Annotated in this window: 14 protein-coding genes; 9 read left to right on the forward strand and 5 right to left on the reverse strand. The window is 75.1% G+C overall.

All coding sequences use genetic code 11. The features are described 5' to 3' along the window. Positions 1 to 106 precede the first annotated feature (106 nt). Positions 107 to 736, reverse strand: coding sequence for an MBL fold metallo-hydrolase (locus GEV43_RS37090; RefSeq protein WP_160825395.1), 630 nt, complete (start codon positions 734 to 736; stop codon positions 107 to 109). After that, positions 736 to 1,821, reverse strand: a complete 1,086-nt coding sequence (locus GEV43_RS37095) for an S-(hydroxymethyl)mycothiol dehydrogenase (RefSeq protein ID WP_160825396.1) — start codon at positions 1,819 to 1,821, stop codon at positions 736 to 738. Before GEV43_RS37095 ends, GEV43_RS37090 begins: the two co-directional genes overlap by 1 nt. A 236-nt stretch (positions 1,822 to 2,057) precedes the next feature. On the opposite strand from GEV43_RS37095, the gene GEV43_RS37100 reads away from it, so the two are divergent. After that, entirely contained in the window at positions 2,058 to 3,296 is a 1,239-nt protein-coding gene (locus GEV43_RS37100; protein ID WP_206681562.1) for a S9 family peptidase, read from the forward strand. Here GEV43_RS37100 and GEV43_RS52095 read toward each other — a convergent pair. Next, the gene (locus GEV43_RS52095) at positions 3,218 to 3,658 is read right to left on the reverse strand and encodes a hypothetical protein (protein WP_241684180.1); all 441 of its coding nucleotides are present in this window, start codon (positions 3,656 to 3,658) and stop codon (positions 3,218 to 3,220) included. The two genes, GEV43_RS37100 and GEV43_RS52095, sit on opposite strands and share 79 nt — an antisense overlap. 451 nt (positions 3,659 to 4,109) lie before the next feature. Here GEV43_RS52095 and GEV43_RS47080 point away from each other — a divergent pair, with 451 nt between their 5' ends. Next, a complete protein-coding gene (locus tag GEV43_RS47080) occupies positions 4,110 to 4,256 on the forward strand; it encodes a GPGG-motif small membrane protein (protein WP_164717260.1) in 147 nt (48 codons plus the stop codon). Positions 4,257 to 4,335: 79 nt separating this feature from the next. On the opposite strand, the gene GEV43_RS37110 is transcribed toward GEV43_RS47080, so the two are convergent. Beyond that, positions 4,336 to 5,001, reverse strand: a complete 666-nt coding sequence (locus GEV43_RS37110) for an MBL fold metallo-hydrolase (RefSeq protein WP_160825398.1) — start codon at positions 4,999 to 5,001, stop codon at positions 4,336 to 4,338. A gap of 173 nt (positions 5,002 to 5,174) precedes the next feature. On the opposite strand from GEV43_RS37110, the gene GEV43_RS37115 reads away from it, so the two are divergent. Genes GEV43_RS37115 through GEV43_RS37125 form a run of 3 tightly spaced genes read left to right on the forward strand, consistent with a single transcriptional unit; the run spans position 5,175 to position 10,473 of the window. Then, positions 5,175 to 5,693 (forward strand): hypothetical protein, encoded by a 519-nt coding sequence (locus GEV43_RS37115; RefSeq protein ID WP_160825399.1) that lies wholly within the window; start codon positions 5,175 to 5,177, stop codon positions 5,691 to 5,693. Further along, positions 5,690 to 9,736, forward strand: a complete 4,047-nt coding sequence (locus tag GEV43_RS37120) for a tetratricopeptide repeat protein (RefSeq protein WP_160825400.1) — start codon at positions 5,690 to 5,692, stop codon at positions 9,734 to 9,736. Before GEV43_RS37115 ends, GEV43_RS37120 begins: the two co-directional genes overlap by 4 nt. Before the next feature lie 41 nt (positions 9,737 to 9,777). Next, positions 9,778 to 10,473 (forward strand): Crp/Fnr family transcriptional regulator, encoded by a 696-nt coding sequence (locus tag GEV43_RS37125; RefSeq protein WP_160825401.1) that lies wholly within the window; start codon positions 9,778 to 9,780, stop codon positions 10,471 to 10,473. 81 nt (positions 10,474 to 10,554) lie between these two features. Here the strand turns inward: GEV43_RS37125 and GEV43_RS37130 are convergent, their stop codons facing one another. Continuing rightward, positions 10,555 to 11,304: a maleylpyruvate isomerase family mycothiol-dependent enzyme gene (locus GEV43_RS37130; protein ID WP_206681563.1), complete on the reverse strand. Its 750-nt coding sequence runs from the start codon at positions 11,302 to 11,304 to the stop codon at positions 10,555 to 10,557. A gap of 31 nt (positions 11,305 to 11,335) precedes the next feature. Here GEV43_RS37130 and GEV43_RS37135 point away from each other — a divergent pair, with 31 nt between their 5' ends. From GEV43_RS37135 to GEV43_RS37150, 4 genes are all read left to right on the forward strand, one after another. After that, positions 11,336 to 11,668, forward strand: coding sequence for a hypothetical protein (locus tag GEV43_RS37135; protein ID WP_160825403.1), 333 nt, complete (start codon positions 11,336 to 11,338; stop codon positions 11,666 to 11,668). Between the two features lie 388 nt (positions 11,669 to 12,056). Next, entirely contained in the window at positions 12,057 to 14,894 is a 2,838-nt protein-coding gene (gene uvrA / locus GEV43_RS37140; RefSeq protein WP_160825404.1) for an excinuclease ABC subunit UvrA, read from the forward strand. Positions 14,895 to 14,964: 70 nt separating this feature from the next. Then, positions 14,965 to 15,411, forward strand: a complete 447-nt coding sequence (locus GEV43_RS37145) for a Rieske (2Fe-2S) protein (RefSeq protein ID WP_241684181.1) — start codon at positions 14,965 to 14,967, stop codon at positions 15,409 to 15,411. Between the two features lie 97 nt (positions 15,412 to 15,508). Continuing rightward, entirely contained in the window at positions 15,509 to 16,018 is a 510-nt protein-coding gene (locus tag GEV43_RS37150) for a Rieske (2Fe-2S) protein (protein WP_160825405.1), read from the forward strand. Positions 16,019 to 16,454 lie beyond the last annotated feature (436 nt).

Raw genomic sequence — 16,454 nt, forward strand, 5'->3', positions numbered from 1 at the left:
CGCTCGTCCACCGGCATCCTCGGCGGCGCGCTCGGCCCGTCCGCCAAGGGGGACACTAGCCGCCCCGCCGCCCGCCGTCTCGCGTTCGGCGGCCGCCGGGGGACGGTCAGTGCCCGCGGGCGATCCATTCGTCGAGGTGGGGGGCCTCGGCGGCGATCGACGTGCTGTCGCCGTGGCCCGTGCGGACGACCGTTTCGCCCGGGAGCGTCAGGAGGCGCTCGCGGATCGAGGCGACGATGGTCGGGAAGTCGGAGTACGAACGGCCCGTAGCGCCCGGCCCGCCCTGGAACAGGGTGTCGCCGGAGAAGACCGTCCCGAGGTCCGGGGCGTGCAGGCACACCGCGCCGGGGCTGTGGCCGGGGGTGTGCAGGACCGTGAGGTCCGTCCCCGCGACCGCGATCGTCTGCCCGTCGGCCAGCGCGCCGTCCGGGTCGAGATCGGGATGCCGCTGCTTCCACAGCATCAGGTCGTCCGGGTGCAGGAGCACGGGCGCGCCCGTCCGCGCCGACAGCGCGGGCGCCGCGTCGATGTGGTCGTCGTGCCCGTGCGTGGACACGATCGCGACGAGCCGCCGGCCGCCGACCGCCGCCGCGATCGCGTCGGCGTCGTGCGCGGCGTCGATCACGACCGCCTCCGCGTCGTCCCCGACGATCCAGACGTTGTTGTCGACGTCCCAGGTGCCGCCGTCCAGGGAGAACGTCCCGGACGTGACCAGGTGCTCGATCCGGGCGGCCATCAGAGCACCACCACCGAGCGCAGCACGTCGCCGTGGTGCATCTTCTCGAACGCGGCCTCCACGCCGTCCAGCGGGATCGTCTCGGAGACGAACGCGTCCAGGTCCAGGCGGCCCTGGAGGTAGAGGTCGATCAGCATCGGGAAGTCGCGGGACGGCAGGCAGTCGCCGTACCAGGACGACTTCAGCGAGCCGCCGCGCCCGAAGACGTCCAGCAGCGGCAGCTCCAGCCGCATCTCCGGCGTCGGGACGCCGACCAGCACGACGGTCCCGGCGAGGTCGCGCGCGTAGAACGCCTGCTCGTAGGTCTCCGGGCGGCCCACCGCGTCGATCGTCACGTCCGCGCCGAACCCGCCGGTCAGCTCCCGGACGGCCTCGACCACGTCGCCGTCCCCGGCGCGCACCGTGTGCGTCGCGCCGAGGCCGGCCGCGGTGGCGAGCTTCCGCTCGTCCAGGTCGACCGCGATGATCGTGCCGGCGCCCGCGAGCCGCGCCCCGAGCACCGCCGCCGCGCCGACGCCGCCGCAGCCGATCACCGCGACGGAGTCGCCGCGGCCCACCCCGCCGGTGTTGATCGCCGCGCCGAGCCCGGCCATCACGCCGCAGCCGAGCAGCCCCGCCACCTCCGGCTTCGCGGCCGGGTCCACCTTGGTGCACTGCCCGGCGGCGACGAGCGTCTTGTCGGCGAACGCCCCGATGCCGAGCGCGGGCGACAGCTCCGTCCCGTCCGCCAAGGTCATCTTCTGCGCGGCGTTGTGGGTGTCGAAGCAGTACCACGGGCGCCCCCGCAGGCACGCCCGGCACTGCCCGCACACGGCCCGCCAGTTGAGGACGACGAAGTCGCCGGGCTCCACCCCGGTCACCCCGTCGCCGACCGACTCGACCACCCCGGCGGCCTCGTGCCCGAGCAGGAACGGGAACTCGTCGTTGATCCCGCCCTCCCGGTAGTGCAGGTCCGTGTGGCACACCCCGCACGCCTGGACCTTCACCACGGCCTCGCCGGGTCCGGGGTCGGGGATCGTGATCGTCTCGATCCGCACCGGCTCGCCCTTGCCCGGTGCCACCACCCCGCGTACCTGCTGCGCCATGCTCCCGCCTCTCTTCGGTTCCGTGCTGCCCCGACCCTATAGACCGCCGGGACCCGCCCCGGCCGGACGCCGCCCTCGCCGCGGGGCCCTCTCAGGTAGCGGGGACGAGATCACCAGGGAGCGCGATGCGGGTCCGGGCCGGCGGGCCGGAGGCTGTGGGGGCCCGAACGAGATGATCACCGCGAACGAGAGAGAGGCCCCCGATGAACCGTTCCCGATCCCGTGCCCTGGCGGGCGTGCTGGCAGGAACCGCCTGCGCGGCGGTGACCGCCGCCGCGACCGTGCCCGCGCTCGCGGCGGACGGCGAGCGGGCCCCGTCCGCGAAGCCCGCCGAGACCGCGGCCGCGCGCGGCGAACTGCTGTCGGCCGAGCACGTGCGCGCCATGCCCGCCCGGAAGGTGCGCGAGTGGCTGGAGAGCGACGGCTTCGACGCCGGCCGGGTCAGGTACGGCGTCGACGCCTACCGGCTCGTCTACCGGACGGTCGACACCCGGCGGCGCGCCACGACCGCCAGCGGCCTGCTCGTCCTGCCGCGCGACGGGGCGCGCGGCGCGCTGCGCACCGTGTCGTACGCCCACGGCACGATGAGCTACAAGGCGGACGCGCCGTCCCGCGCGGACACCGTGTGGGCGCGGGGCCCCGCGGTCACGTACGGCGCGGCGGGGTTCGCGGCCGTCGCGCCCGACTACCTGGGGCTCGGGTCCGGGCCCGGCGCGCACCCGTGGAAGGACGTCCCCTCGGAGACCACGGCGTCCGTCGACATGCTCCGCGCCGCGCGGCAGTTCGCGCCGCGCCGCGGCCGGACGCTGGAACGCGACGTCCTCGTCACCGGGTTCTCGCAGGGGGCGTCGGCGGCGCTCGGCCTCGCGCGGGCGCTCCAGGAGGGCGCCGACCCCTGGTTCCGGACGCGCGCCGTCGCGCCGATCAGCGGGGCCTACGACTTCCGCGGCGCCGAACTGCCCGCCCTGCTCGGCCACGAGCTCGACCCGAAGATGAGCGTCGCGTACGCCACGTACCTGCTCACCTCGTGGAACCGCGTCCACGGCGGCCTCTACACCGCGCCGGAGGAGGTGTTCCGGCAGCCGTACGCCAAGGACGCCGAGCGGCTGTTCGACGGCACCACGCCCGGCCGGGAGATGCTGGAGACGCTGCCGGGCACGATCGGGGAACTGCTCACCCCGCGCGGGTTCGACCTCCTGCGCCACCCGACGCCGAGCTTCGCCGAGGCGCTGCGCGTGGACGGCGAGGTCTGCACGGCGTGGACGCCGCGGGTCCCGGTCCGGCTCTACGAGATCGGCCGGGACGAGCAGGCGACCACCGCCAACACCGCCCACTGCGCGGCGTCCCTCGCCGCGCGCGGCGTGCGGGCGCCCGTCGTGGACGTGGCGGACCGGACCTACGGGGGCTCGCGCCACCTCGGCTCGAACCTGTCGGGGACGGCGCTGGTCGTCCGCTGGTTCGCCGGGTTGCGCTGAGGCGGCGGACGGCTCGGGACGAACAGGATCGCCTCCAGCCTGTCGGCGGCGTCGCGGTCCAGGACCGTGACGCCGTCCGCCGGCGGGACCGAGCCCGCGCGGCCCCGTTCGATCAGCGGGCCCCAGCGGCGGGTGTGCCGCGCGAACGTCGCCGCCGTCACCGTCCGGCCGCGCGCGAACTGCCCCGCCCGCGCCGTCTCCGGATCGACGTCGATCAGGACCAGGTACATCCGCCCGCCGCGCCGCCGCACCAGCCACGCGAAGCCGCGCAGGATGTGCGGCCACGTCCCGCGCGTGTGCGCGACGACCGAGTGGCCCCCCAGTACGGCGCGCGCGATCCGCCACACGTGGGTGGCGTGCACGAGGGGGTGCGGGCGCGGGTCGGCAGCGGGCGCAGCAGCCGCGCCCAGCGGTTCCTGGACTGCCGCGAGTCGATCACCCGCGCCCCGCCGGCCCGGACCGGCCGGGTCTCCTCGCCGCTCAGCCCGTACAGCCGGTCCAGCATCGTGCTCTTGCCCGCGCCGGGCAGCCCGGCGACCAGCACCAGCGAGCCGGCCGGAAAGCGCAGGGCCGTCCCGGGATCCACCTCTTCGCGTTCGCGGATGTCGGCTCTCCTGGTCTCGGTCCCCGAGGTCGATGGTGGTGGGAGAAACGAACTCCCCTCATCGGTGGTTCCGAGCGGGCCGCGAGGGCCCGCGGCGCCCCGTGCGCGCGGCGTCCGGCGGGGTCGCGAGGCGGTCCGCCCGCCGCGTTCGTCCCATGCCGTGTTGGGCGTGCTTGTTTGTCGTTCTTTCCTGAGGGGACCACGGCGTCATGATGTTCATCTTGTGGCTCATCGCCGTGATCCTGGTCATCTCCGGCATCTACGTGCTGCTCGCGCGCCGCGACCTGCTCTGGGGCATCGTCCTCATCGTGGTCGGGCTGCTCGTCGGCCCCGGAGGCGTCAGCATCTTCACCTGATCACGGCCGATGGCCGTACCGGCGGAAAACCCCCACCCACCCTCTGAGATAACCCGCAGGCAGCCCGCGGCCGGGATCGTCACCAGCCGCGGGCTCGCCATTCGGGCAGGGAGGGACGCTCCCGGCCGAGGGTCGAGTCCTTGCCGTGGCCCGGGTAGAACCAGGTCGCGTCGGGCAGGCGCTCGAAGACGCGTTCCTCCACGTCGGCCAGCAACTGCTTGAACAGCGTGGGGTCGCCCCACGTGTTGCCCACCCCGCCGGGGAACAGGCTGTCGCCGGTGAACAGGTGCGGCTTGGCGGCCAGCTCGCCGCCCGCGTCGTACAGCAGGGCGATCGACCCGGGCGTGTGCCCCCGCAGGTGGACGACCTCCAGCGACGCCCGGCCGACCCGCACGGTCGCGCCGTGCTCGACCGGCTCGCCCACCGGCTCGGGCAGCGCCTCGGCGTCGAACGGGTGCGCGACGACGGGCGCGCCCGTGGCCGCCGCCACCTCGCTCAGCGCCATCCAGTGGTCCTGGTGCCGGTGCGTCGTGACGATCCGCGTGAGCGGGCCGTCGCCGATCAGCTCCAGCAGCCGGGACGCCTCGTTGGCCGCGTCGACCAGCAACTGCTCCCCGGTCGCCGTGCAGCGCAGGAGGTAGGCGTTGTTGTCGTACGGCCCGACCGACACCTTGGTGACGGTCAGGCCGGGCAGTTCCCGCACGTCGGGCCTGCCGCCGGCCTCGACGATTCCCGTGTAGGTCATGGTCCGCCTTCCGTCGGGACGTGATCCCATCCTCTCCCATCCGGGGGCCCGGCGAATATGAGTCGCCGGACGCAGGCGGAACGTGCCGTTCTTGGCGGAACTCCCGGCCCGCTTGCCGCACGATGGTGCGTGGAAGGTCAGGTTCGCCGGGAACGACCTGTGAGGACGGTGGCGTGGTGGTGACCGCATTCCGCCCCGGCCAGGGGAGCCCCTCCGGCCGCGAGGAACGGCCCGAGGAGCTCCTCGGGCACGCGTGCGAGCTGGTCCGGCTGTGCGGGCGGGACGCGGCGGTGGCCGTCGTGCTGCTGGCGCTCGTGCTCGTCGGCGCCGCCACCCGGCTGGGCGGGGGCGCCCGGCCGGGACCGGCAGCGCTCGCGCTGCTGCCGCTCGTGGGTGGCCCGTACGCGGCGTCGCTGGGCTGCGTGCTGCGGTCCCGCCGGACGATGCGCAGGGCGCTCGGCGAGGCGCGCGGCCGTACCGGCGGGGCCGTCGATCCCGGAGTGCCCTGGACGCCGTTCGGCGCGGCGGCCGTCCTCGACGCGCGCGTGCGCGACGGTGAGCTGCGGCGGCTGCTCGCGGCGGCGCACCGGTGCGGCGAGCTGTCCTGGCAGGCGGTCGCGTGGGCGGTCACGGCCTCGGTGCTGTTCCTGTTCTGGACGGTCGGGACGGCCGTCGCCGGGGCGGGGGGATGAGCGTGCTGGACCACGACGTGCGGCCCGGCAGCTTCTGGGCGCGGCTGGCGGTGACCGAGCGCCAGGCGCTGCGGGCGATGGGCCGGCGGACGGTCGTCCCGCCCGGCGGGATGCTGTGCCACCAGGGCGTCACGGCCCCGGGCGTGCACGTGCTGTTCGGCTCCGGGGCGCGGACGGTGACGAACGTGGTCGCCAAGGAGTTCGTCGACTCCAGCGAGGGCGACGAGTCGATCATCGAGCTCTACGGGGCGGGCGACCTGATCGGGGGGCTCGCCCCGTGGGGGCACCCGCAGCGGGGGACGGTCGCGGCGCTCGGCCACGTCGCGGCGCTGCGCATCGACCGCCGCAAGTTCGGCAGCCTGCTGGACGCCAACCCGCAGGTGACCGAGGCGATGATGCACACGATCGCCGAACGCGACACGTGCGGCGGGCGGCGGCACGCCGTCCGCGCGGCCGACCATCCGCAGCGCCTCGCGTACCACCTGCTGGAGCTCGGCAACCGCTTCGGCGAGCGCACCTCCAAGGGCATCGAGATCCCGCTCCGGCTCAGCCAGGCCGACTTGGCGAACTGGTCGGGGATCTCGCGCGAGACGCTCGTCCGCTGGTTCCGGCTGTGGCGCGACAAGGAGATCCTGTCGCGCAAGGCGCGGCCCCTGACCATCCTCGACCCGGAGGCGCTGCGCAAGGCCGCGAGCCCCTGGGGCGACGAGTGGCCCGCGGCGTCCCGCGCGGACGAGGACGCGGAGGGCCTGCGGCCCGCCTCTCCCGACTGGGGCGAACGGGCGGAACGGCGCGGCCCCGGCCCGCGACCCGTTCCGCGGTCCGGCGCGCCGCGCGCGGGCGGCCCCGCCAAGGCGGGCCGGACCCGTTCGGGGATCGCCGTGCGGACGGGCGTGCGGCTGGAGACCTCCTCCGGACGGCCGCCCGGGACGCCGCTGCCCGCCGACAACCCGTTCTTCACCGGGCGCACCGTCAGCCTCGGCAAGCTCGACCTGCTCGTGGCGCAGAGCGAGCTGCCGCGCGCGGTCGTCATCCAGGGGATGGCCGGGGTCGGCAAGACCACGCTGGCGCTGCACTGGGCGCACCGCGTCGCCGAACGGTTCCCCGACGGCGTCATCTTCACCGACCTGCGCGGCACCGCCCGCAGCCCCGTCACCCCGGCCGAGGCGATGGGGCAGGTCCTGCGCGGCGTCGGCGTGCCCGGCGACCAGCTCCCGCGCACCGAGGACGAGCTGGGCGCGCAGTGCCGCTCGCTGCTGCGCGACCGGCGCACGCTGCTGATCCTCGACAACGCCGCGTCCGCCCGGCAGATCCGGCCGCTGCTCGCCGCCGCGGGCGCCGGGTTCGTCATCGTGACGAGCCGCCGGCGGCTGCCCGCGCTGCTGGAGGGCGCCGACATCCGCACGCTCGAACTGAGGGAGATGGTCACCCAGGAGGCCGTGGACCTCATCGCCGCCGTCCTCGGTCCCGCCGACGCGCGCGTGCGCGAGGAGCACCGCGCGGTCGAACGGCTCGCCCGCGAGTGCGGGTTCCTCCCGCTCGCCCTCGCGGTGATGGCGGGCAAGCTCGCCGAGAACCCCGGCGAGTCGATCGCCGGCACCGTCCGCGAGCTGGCCGACCACGACGCGCCCGCCGCCGCCCCGTACACTGCCGGCCTGCCCGTCACCAGCGGCCTCGTCGAGGCCGGGCTCCAGGAGGGGCTGCTGCACGAGAGCTTCCTCCACGAGAGCCTCCTGAACGACGGCGCGGGCCAGGGGACGGGGCTGCACGAGGCGGGCCCGCAGGGGCTGCGCGCCGTGCTGAGCCCGACCTTCGACGTGGCGTACCGGGGGCTGCGCCGGGACCAGCGCGAGGCGTTCCGACGGCTCGCGCTCGTCGCGGGACCCGACTTCACGCCCGCCACCCTCGCCACGCTGATGGACCGCCCCCTGGACGAGGCGAGCGAGTGCCTGGACGGGCTGCGGCAGGCGTACCTGGTCCACGACGCCGCGCCCGGCCGCTACCGGCTGCACGAGCTGCTGCGCGACTTCGCCCGGGAACGCGGCCTCAGCGAGGACGCCGACAACGACCGGCTCGCGGCGCAGCGGCGGCTCCTCGCCGGCTACCTCGCCGACGCCCGCGCGGCGGGCGCGGCGCTCGGCCGCCACCGGCGCCCCTCCCTCGCGGGGCCCTCCGCGCGCCCGCCGTCAACGCCCGCCGCGGACCGCGCGGCGGGCCTCGCGTGGTTCGAGGCGGAACGGCGCAACCTCGTCGCGGCCGTCCACCAGGCGTCCAGGCTCGGGCTGCACCGCACCTGCTGGGAGCTGGCCGACGCGCTGTTCGACTTCCAGGCGTTCCGCCGGTACAGCGAGGACAACATCGCCGTCCACCACGCGGGCCTGCGCGCGGCCCGCACCGAGGAGGACTGGGCCGCCGCCGCGGTCATGCTGCACAACCTCGCCGTCGCGCACTTCGAGCTGGGCCGCGCGGTGCAGGCCGTCGGGTACGGCGAGGACGCGCGGCGCGCGTTCCGCTCGGCCGACCCGCCCGACCGGTACGGCGAGGCGATCAGCCTCGGCACCCTCGCCGACGTGCACGCCGCCCTCGGCCGCTACCTCACCGCGATCGAGCACGCCCGCCGCGCGCTCGGCGTCCACGCGTCGCTGGACGACGACGGCGGCGTCGCCAAGGGCCACGAGACCCTGGCCCGCGCCCACCTCGGCCTCGGCGACTACGAGGCCGCGCTCGCCCACGCCGGCGAGGCGCTCGGCGTGCGGCGCAGGACCGGGGACCTGCCGGGCGTCGCCGAGACGCTGCTCACTCTCGCGCAGGTGCACCGCCGCCGCGGCGACGTCCACGAGGCCGTCTCGCACGCGCTGGAGGCCCTCTACATCCGGCAGGACCACGCCGACCGGCACGGCGCCGCGCAGGCGCTCACCGAGCTGGCCCGGATGAACGCCGGGCTCGGCCTGCGCGACATGGCGCAGAAGGACGCCGAGCAGGCGCTGCGCACCTACCGGGCCCTCGGCGCCCGGCACGGCGAGGCGCGGGCGCTGACCACCCTCGGGATGCTGATGTGCGACGCCGCCAGGTTCGCCGAGGCGTTCACCTACTGCGGGCAGGCGCTGCGGCTGCACCGCGAGATCGGCGACCGGCACGGCGAGGCGGAGGCGCTCGCGCAGATCGGCGTCGCGCACTGGCGGCTCGGCCGCTACCGGGAGGCCCGCGAGCAGCTCGTCCGCGCCCTGGAGATCCGCCGGGAGATCGGCGACCAGCACGGCGAGGCGCACGACCTGGAGCACCTGTCGGTCACCATGCGCCGCCTCGAACGGCACCAGGAGGCGTTCGTCCTCGGCCTGGAGGCCCTGGACCTGTGGCACCAGCTCGGCGCGCGCGGCGGCCTCGCCGGGACGCTCGGCAGCCTCGCCCGCACGTACCTGCGGCTCGGCCTGCCCGAGGACGCCGAGCGCGCCGCCCGGCAGGCGCTGCGGATCCGCGAGGAGGGCGGCGACTGGTACGGGATGGGCGTCGGCATGGACACCTTCGCGGCCGTCCTGCGCCGCAGCGGCCGGCCCGAGGAGGCGCTGGAGATGGAGCGCCGGGCGCTGCGGCTGCTCGGCGAGGTCGGCGACCGGCACGGCGAGGGCACCGCGCTGGTCCACCTCGCCGCCATCCAGCTCGACCTCGGCCGCGCCGAGGAGGGGCTGGAGACCGGCCGCCGCGCCCTCGACCTCGCGACCGAGCTGGGCGACACCCGCGAGCAGGCGTACTCGCTGCGCACCATGGGCCGCGCCTGCCAGCGGCTCGGCAAGCACGCGAGCGCCGTCGGCCACTTCCGCACCGAGATCGTCATCCGCCGCGACATGGACGACCACCGCGGCCAGCGGATCGCGCTGGAGGCGCTGCGCGAGTCGCACCTGGCCCTCGGCGACGCGGCCGCCGCCGCCGACTGCGCCCGCCGCACCCGCGCGCTCGACAAGTGGCTGGAGGCCGAGGGCCAGGACGCCGACGGCCCGGCGGCGGGGGAGGGCGGCGCGGAAGGCGGCGACGGCACGGCGGAATGACGGCGGGGGAACGGCCCCCACCCCGGCCGCGAGGAGGCGAGATGGAGATCACCCCGTTCTGGGACGCGCTGCCCGGCCGGGCCCGCGAGGCGCTGCGCCGGGCCGGCGCCACGGTGATCATCAGGCCCGGCGCGCTGCTGACCCGCGAGCACACCCGTTCCTCCCAGGTGTTCGTGCTGCGCTCGGGCGCGGTGAAGGTGTGGACGGACCGCGGCGGCGAGACCGTCATCCTCGACCTGCTCGGCCCCGGCGACGTGGTGGGGGAGCTGGAGGCCGCCGACGGCGGCGCCCGGCAGGCCAGCGCGGAGGCGCTCACGGCCGTCGAGGCGCTGGTGCTGCCCGCCGACCGGTTCCGCGCCGTCCTGGACGCCCATCCCGGCGCGACGTGGGCCGTCGCCGCCGTCCTCGCCGAACGGCTCCGCGACGCCAACGAGCTGCGCGCCGCCCACTTCCCCGACGACCCCGCCCGCCGCCTCGCGGGCCGCCTGCTGCGGCTGGTCGCCCGCTTCGGCACGCCCCTGCCCGGGGCGAACGGCGACGGCGCGGCCCAGGTCGCGGTGCCGGTGTACCAGCAGGACCTCGGGCGCTGGGCGGGCATGGGCCGCCGCAAGGTCGCCGGGCTCCTCGCCGAGGACCCCCTGCGCGAGGCCCTCACGGTCGCGCGGCACCGGATCGCCGTACGGTCCGTCGAGACGCTGCGCCGCATGGCGGGCGAGCACGGCTCCGCCGGCCGCTGACCGGCTGCCTTGGCGGCCCTGTTGACCGGGGTTCCGGCGGCCTTGGCGGCCCGGCCGCCCGGCGTTCCGGCGGATCGCGCGTCAGAAACCGGACGGCTCGTGCGGCCAGGGCGGGGGCTCGGGCAGCGGGCCGTCGGGCCGCACGGTGACGCCCGCCCCGTCCGACCGGCCGCTCAGCCAGGCCAGCAGCGCGGGGCCCGACCCCGACACCTCCGGGCCGCCGGGCGTCCAGCCGAGGTCGGCGGACTCGCCGGAGTCGGTCGCCGTCAGCCGGTGCCCCGCGAGGGCCGCGCGCTTCTCCGGGGGCAGCCCGGCGAGGTCGGTGAGCGTGCTGCCGAGGGCCCACCGCACGTACGGCTCGGGCCAGTCGGCCGGGCCGTACCCGGCGGCGAGGTCCACGTGGTGCGCCTCGACCTCGTGCCAGCGGCGGAACACCACGTACCAGGCCGGATGCGAGAACCCGAGCATCGCCCGCACCTGCGCGTCCCACGCGCCCTCGGGCAGCGACCGGGCCTGCGCCGCGAACCGTTCGGCGGTCGCGCGGACGTCCTCGGCCTGCTCGGCGGCGCCGCGGCCCGCGCCCGCCTCCAGGTCGGCGTTGCGCGCCTCCACGCTCGGGTACTGCGGGATCTCCACGCCGGTACGGGCCCATTCGAGCAGGTTCCACAGGGAGTCGGCGTTGCGCGCGATGTGCGTGGCGACGTGCCCGCGCGTCCATCCGGGCAGAGCGGAGGGGGCGCGCATGTCCTCGTCGGTCAGCTTCGACAGCGTGGCGAGGATCCGCTCCACTCCGCCGTCCAGCTCGTCGACGATGTTCTTCCAGTCGTCCAAACCGGCCCCTTCCCCCGGAGAAGCCTCCATCTTGTCCCAACCCCAGCCCCCGCGCCACACGGCCCGGCCCGGCGGCCCCGGCGGTCACGCCTCCGCCAGGGCGGTCGCCATGGCGGCGGCGTCCTGTCGCTCGCGCCAGGGCGCGACCCGTCCGTCGCGGGCACGCAGGACGACGACGAACGGCATCGGCGTGCTGCTCGCCGCCGCCCAGCGGGCGGGGACGGTCCGCGCGGACGCGGGGCGGGACGAGGTCGTGGCGCTCGTGGTGGCCGCCTGCCAGGGCGCCCTGCACGCCGGCTGGGACGCGGACCTGCGCCGCCGCGCGCTGGGGCTGCTGTTCGACGGCCTGCGCCCCCGTCCGTGACCGCCGGACGGCCCGTCCCGGCGTCCGGAGGGGTGGTGGGGTGCGACGTTCGTCACCTTCTGGTAAGGGAGCGGGGCCGTGGACGGCCTTGGACGCGCCGGTGGGAGGCGGCGCGGGCGGCCGCGGGAGGGCCGGTGGGGCGGGAGAGGCGGGGTGGGGCCCCGGGTGGCGTCGGCGCGTTCGGGTGGCGGGAGATCTTCGAACACGTGTACGGTTTCCGGGTGGCGCCCGCCCTCTCGGGGGCGGGCGGGTACCACCCATGAAATGCGGCGACGTCCGTCGCCGTTATCACTTCGGGGGATTCCGGCAGCGTTCTGTCGCACCCCGCGATTAGCCTGGGGGCCCGTCCCGTCCCCGTCACCGCGCCCAGAGGAACCGGAAGTACGCCGTGCATGACCGACTCATCGTGCGTGGAGCACGCGAGCACAACCTGAAGGACGTCTCGCTCGACCTGCCGCGGGACTCCATGATCGTGTTCACCGGTCTGTCGGGGTCCGGCAAGTCCAGCCTGGCGTTCGACACGATCTTCGCCGAGGGCCAGCGCCGCTACGTCGAGTCGCTGTCGGCCTACGCCCGCCAGTTCCTCGGCCAGATGGACAAGCCCGACGTCGACTTCATCGAGGGCCTGTCCCCGGCCGTGTCGATCGACCAGAAGTCCACCAGCAAGAACCCGCGCTCGACGGTGGGCACGATCACCGAGGTCTACGACTACCTGCGCCTGCTCTACGCGCGGATCGGCCACCCGCACTGCCCCGAGTGCGGCCGCCCGATCAGCCGGCAGGCGCCGCAGCAGATCGTCGACCGGGTGCTGGAGCTGGAGGAGGGCACCCGGTTCCAGGTGCTCGCGCCGGTGATCCGCGGCCGCAAGGGCGAGTACCTGGAGCTGTTCCGCGAGCTCCAGTCCAAGGGCTACTCCCGCGCGCTGGTCGACGGCGAGATGATCAGGCTGGACGAGCCGCCCAAGCTGAAGAAGCAGGAGAAGCACGACGTCTCCGTGGTGGTCGACCGCCTCGCCGTCAAGGACTCGGCCCGCCAGCGGCTCGCCGACTCGGTCGAGACCGCGCTCGGCCTCGCGGGCGGCACGATCGTCCTCGACTTCGTCGACGTGCCCGAGGGCGACGAGCACCGCACCAGGATGTTCTCCGAGCACCTCTACTGCCCCTACGACGACCTGTCGTTCGAGGAGCTGGAGCCGCGCTCGTTCTCGTTCAACTCGCCCTACGGCGCCTGCCCCGACTGCACCGGCCTCGGCACCCGCATGGAGGTCGACCCCGAGCTGGTCATCCCCGACGCCGAGCTGACGCTCGGCGAGGGCGCGATCCAGCCCTGGTCCAACGGGCACGTCAGCGACTACTTCCTGCGGCTGCTGTCGGCGCTCGGCGACGCGATGGGCTTCGACCTCAACACCCCGTGGGAGCGGCTGCCCGCCAAGGCGCGCAAGGCGATCCTCAACGGGCACGAGACCCAGGTCCACGTCCGCTACAAGAACCGCTACGGCCGCACGCGGTCCTACTACACCGCCTACGAGGGCGTGATCCCCTACATCCAGCGGCGGCACGCCGAGTCCGAGACCGACTCCACCCGGGAGAAGTTCGAGGGCTACATGCGCGAGATCCCGTGCCCGACCTGCAAGGGCGCCCGGCTCAAGCCGGTCATCCTCGCGGTCACCATGGGCGGGCGGTCGATCGCCGACATCGCCGCGATGCCGATCGGCGAGTGCGCCAAGTTCCTGCTGGCCATGGAGCTGGACGAGCGCGACCGGCACATCGCCGAGCGGGTCCTCAAGGAGATCAACGCGCGGCTCGGGTTCCTGCTCGACGTCGGCCTGGACTACCTCACCCTCGACCGCGCCTCCGCGACCCTCGCGGGCGGCGAGGCGCAGCGCATCCGGCTCGCGACCCAGATCGGCTCCGGCCTGGTCGGCGTGCTGTACGTGCTGGACGAGCCGTCCATCGGGCTGCACCAGCGCGACAACCACCGGCTGCTGGAGACCCTGATCCGGCTGCGCGACATGGGCAACACGCTGATCGTGGTCGAGCACGACGAGGACACGATCAACGCCGCCGACTGGGTGGTCGACATCGGCCCGCGCGCGGGCGAGCACGGCGGCGAGATCGTCGTGTCCGGCACGGTCGACGACCTGCGGACGTCCGAGCGCTCGCTGACCGGCGCCTACCTGTCCGGCCGCCGCGAGATCAAGGTCCCCGAGATCCGCCGCCCCCGGCAGCGCGGCCGCGAGGTCACCGTCAAGGGCGCCCAGCAGAACAACCTGCGCGACGTCGACGTGGCGTTCCCCCTCGGCGTGTTCACGGCCGTCACCGGCGTGTCCGGGTCGGGCAAGTCCACCCTGGTCAACGACATCCTCTACAGCTCGCTCGCCAAGCAGCTCAACGGCGCCCGCACGGTCCCGGGCAAGCACAAGCGGGTCAACGGCGTCGACCAGCTCGACAAGGTCGTGCACGTCGACCAGTCGCCGATCGGCCGCACCCCGCGGTCCAACCCGGCGACCTACACCGGCGTGTTCGACCACATCCGCAAGCTGTTCGCGCAGACCACCGAGGCGAAGGTGCGCGGCTACCAGCCGGGCCGGTTCTCGTTCAACGTCAAGGGCGGCCGCTGCGAGAACTGCTCGGGCGACGGCACGATCAAGATCGAGATGAACTTCCTGCCGGACGTCTACGTCCCCTGCGAGGTCTGCCACGGCGCCCGCTACAACCGCGAGACGCTGGAGGTCCACTACAAGGGCAGGACGATCGCCGAGATCCTCGACATGCCGATCGAGGAGGCCACCGCGTTCTTCGAGCCGATCAAGGCGATCCACCGGCACCTGCACACGCTGAACGAGGTCGGGCTCGGCTACGTCCGCCTCGGGCAGCCCGCGCCGACCCTGTCGGGCGGCGAGGCCCAGCGCGTCAAGCTGGCCGCCGAGCTCCAGAAGCGCTCCACCGGCCGCACGATCTACGTGCTGGACGAGCCGACGACCGGCCTGCACTTCGAGGACATCCGCAAGCTGCTCGGCGTCCTCAACGGCCTGGTCGACAAGGGCAACACGGTGATCGTCATCGAGCACAACCTCGACGTGATCAAGACCGCCGACTGGATCGTCGACATGGGCCCCGAGGGCGGCTCGCGCGGCGGCACGGTCGTCGCGACCGGCACGCCCGAGGACGTCGCCAAGGTCGAGGCCAGCTACACCGGCCAGTTCCTCGCCAAGATGGGCATCTGACACCCGCCCGCGCCCCCGCGCCCCCGGCCCCGGATCGTCGCTCCGTACCGCCGGGTCCATGATGAGGACCATGAGTGACGAGATGACGACCGGGGCCGCCGTGGCCGCCGGGAACGGGGGAGTCGGCCGCCGCGCCGTGCTGTGCGGCGCCGGCGCGGCGGGGGCGGCGCTGCTCGCCGCCGGGTGCGGCGGCGGGGGCAAGGAGCCCGAGCCCGCCGACAAGCTGAAGGGCAAGGAGATCGGCAAGGTCGCGGACGTCCCGGTCGGCGGCGGCCGGGTGTACGCCGACACCAAGATCGTGGTGACCCAGCCGAGCAAGGGCACGTTCAAGGCGTTCAGCGCGGTCTGCACGCACCAGGGCTGCCTTGCCAACAAGGTCGCCGGGGGCACGATCGACTGCCCCTGCCACGGCAGCAAGTTCGAGATCGCGGACGGGTCGGTGGCGCACGGCCCGGCCTCCAAGGCGCTCCAGGAGTACCCGGTCCAGGTGAAGGGCGACGCCATCGTGGTCGCCTGACCGGCCGCCGCGCAACGGATTGAACCTTCAACGGCCCGCGTCCGTACTCCCCGGTGACGGCGGAGAACCCAGGCGCGAACCGCGGAGGTCAGGATCCATGGCTCAGGAGCTCGAACCGCAGGTGGACGGCACGCAGGCCCGGCCCGCGACCGGGCCGCCCGAAGGGAACACCAGGCGCGGGCTCCTGGTCGGAGCCGGGCTCGTCGGCGCCGCCGGCCTGGCGGCGGCGTGCGGCGGGTCCGGCGACGACGACGGTGACGCCTCCGGCGGCGAGAGCCCGGCCGGAGGCGGCCAGAGCTCGTCCGGCGGCGCGGGCGGCGGCGCGGCGCTCGCCTCGGCGAGCGAGATCCCGGTCGGCGGCGGCAAGGTCTTCAAGGACGCGAAGGTCGTCGTGACGCAGCCCGCGAAGGGCGAGTTCAAGGCGTTCAGCGCCACCTGCACGCACCGCGGCTGCGCGGTCGGCTCGGTGTCCGGCGGCACGATCAACTGCCCCTGCCACGGCAGCAAGTTCAAGATCTCCGACGGCTCGGTCGCGAAGCCCCCCGCCACCGAGCCACTGGAAGAGCGCCCCGTGACCGTCCAAGGCGACAAGATCACCCTCGCCTGACCACCCCAACAACACGACCCCCACCCCTACGACCCGTCCCGGCCCCCAACGGCGCGTGCCCCGGCCCAACGGCGCTGCCCCCGAGCCAGGGCACGTGCCCGGTGCCAGGGCACGTGCCCGGCCCCACGGCGCTACACGCGTGCCCGGCCCTAATGGCGCGTGCCCGGCACCCGGGCGCATCCGCCGGCCCAACGGCGCTTCCCCGGCGCCAGGACGCGTGCCCCGCCGCTACGGCGCGTGCCCGGCCCGGACGGCGCGTCCCCCGCCCAACGAGGCGTCGCCCGCCGCCAGGGCGCGTGCCCGGCCCCAACGGCGCGTGCCCGGCACCCGGCGCATCCCCCGGCGTTACGGCGTGTCCCCCGACCCAATGGCGCGTGCCCGGTGCCAGGGCGTGCCCGGCCCCAACGGCGCGTGCCCCAGCGCCACGGCGCGTTCC

The sequence above is a fragment of the Actinomadura sp. J1-007 genome (assembly GCF_009793335.1).
GTDB classification, from domain to species: Bacteria; Actinomycetota; Actinomycetes; order Streptosporangiales; family Streptosporangiaceae; genus Spirillospora; species Spirillospora yumaensis.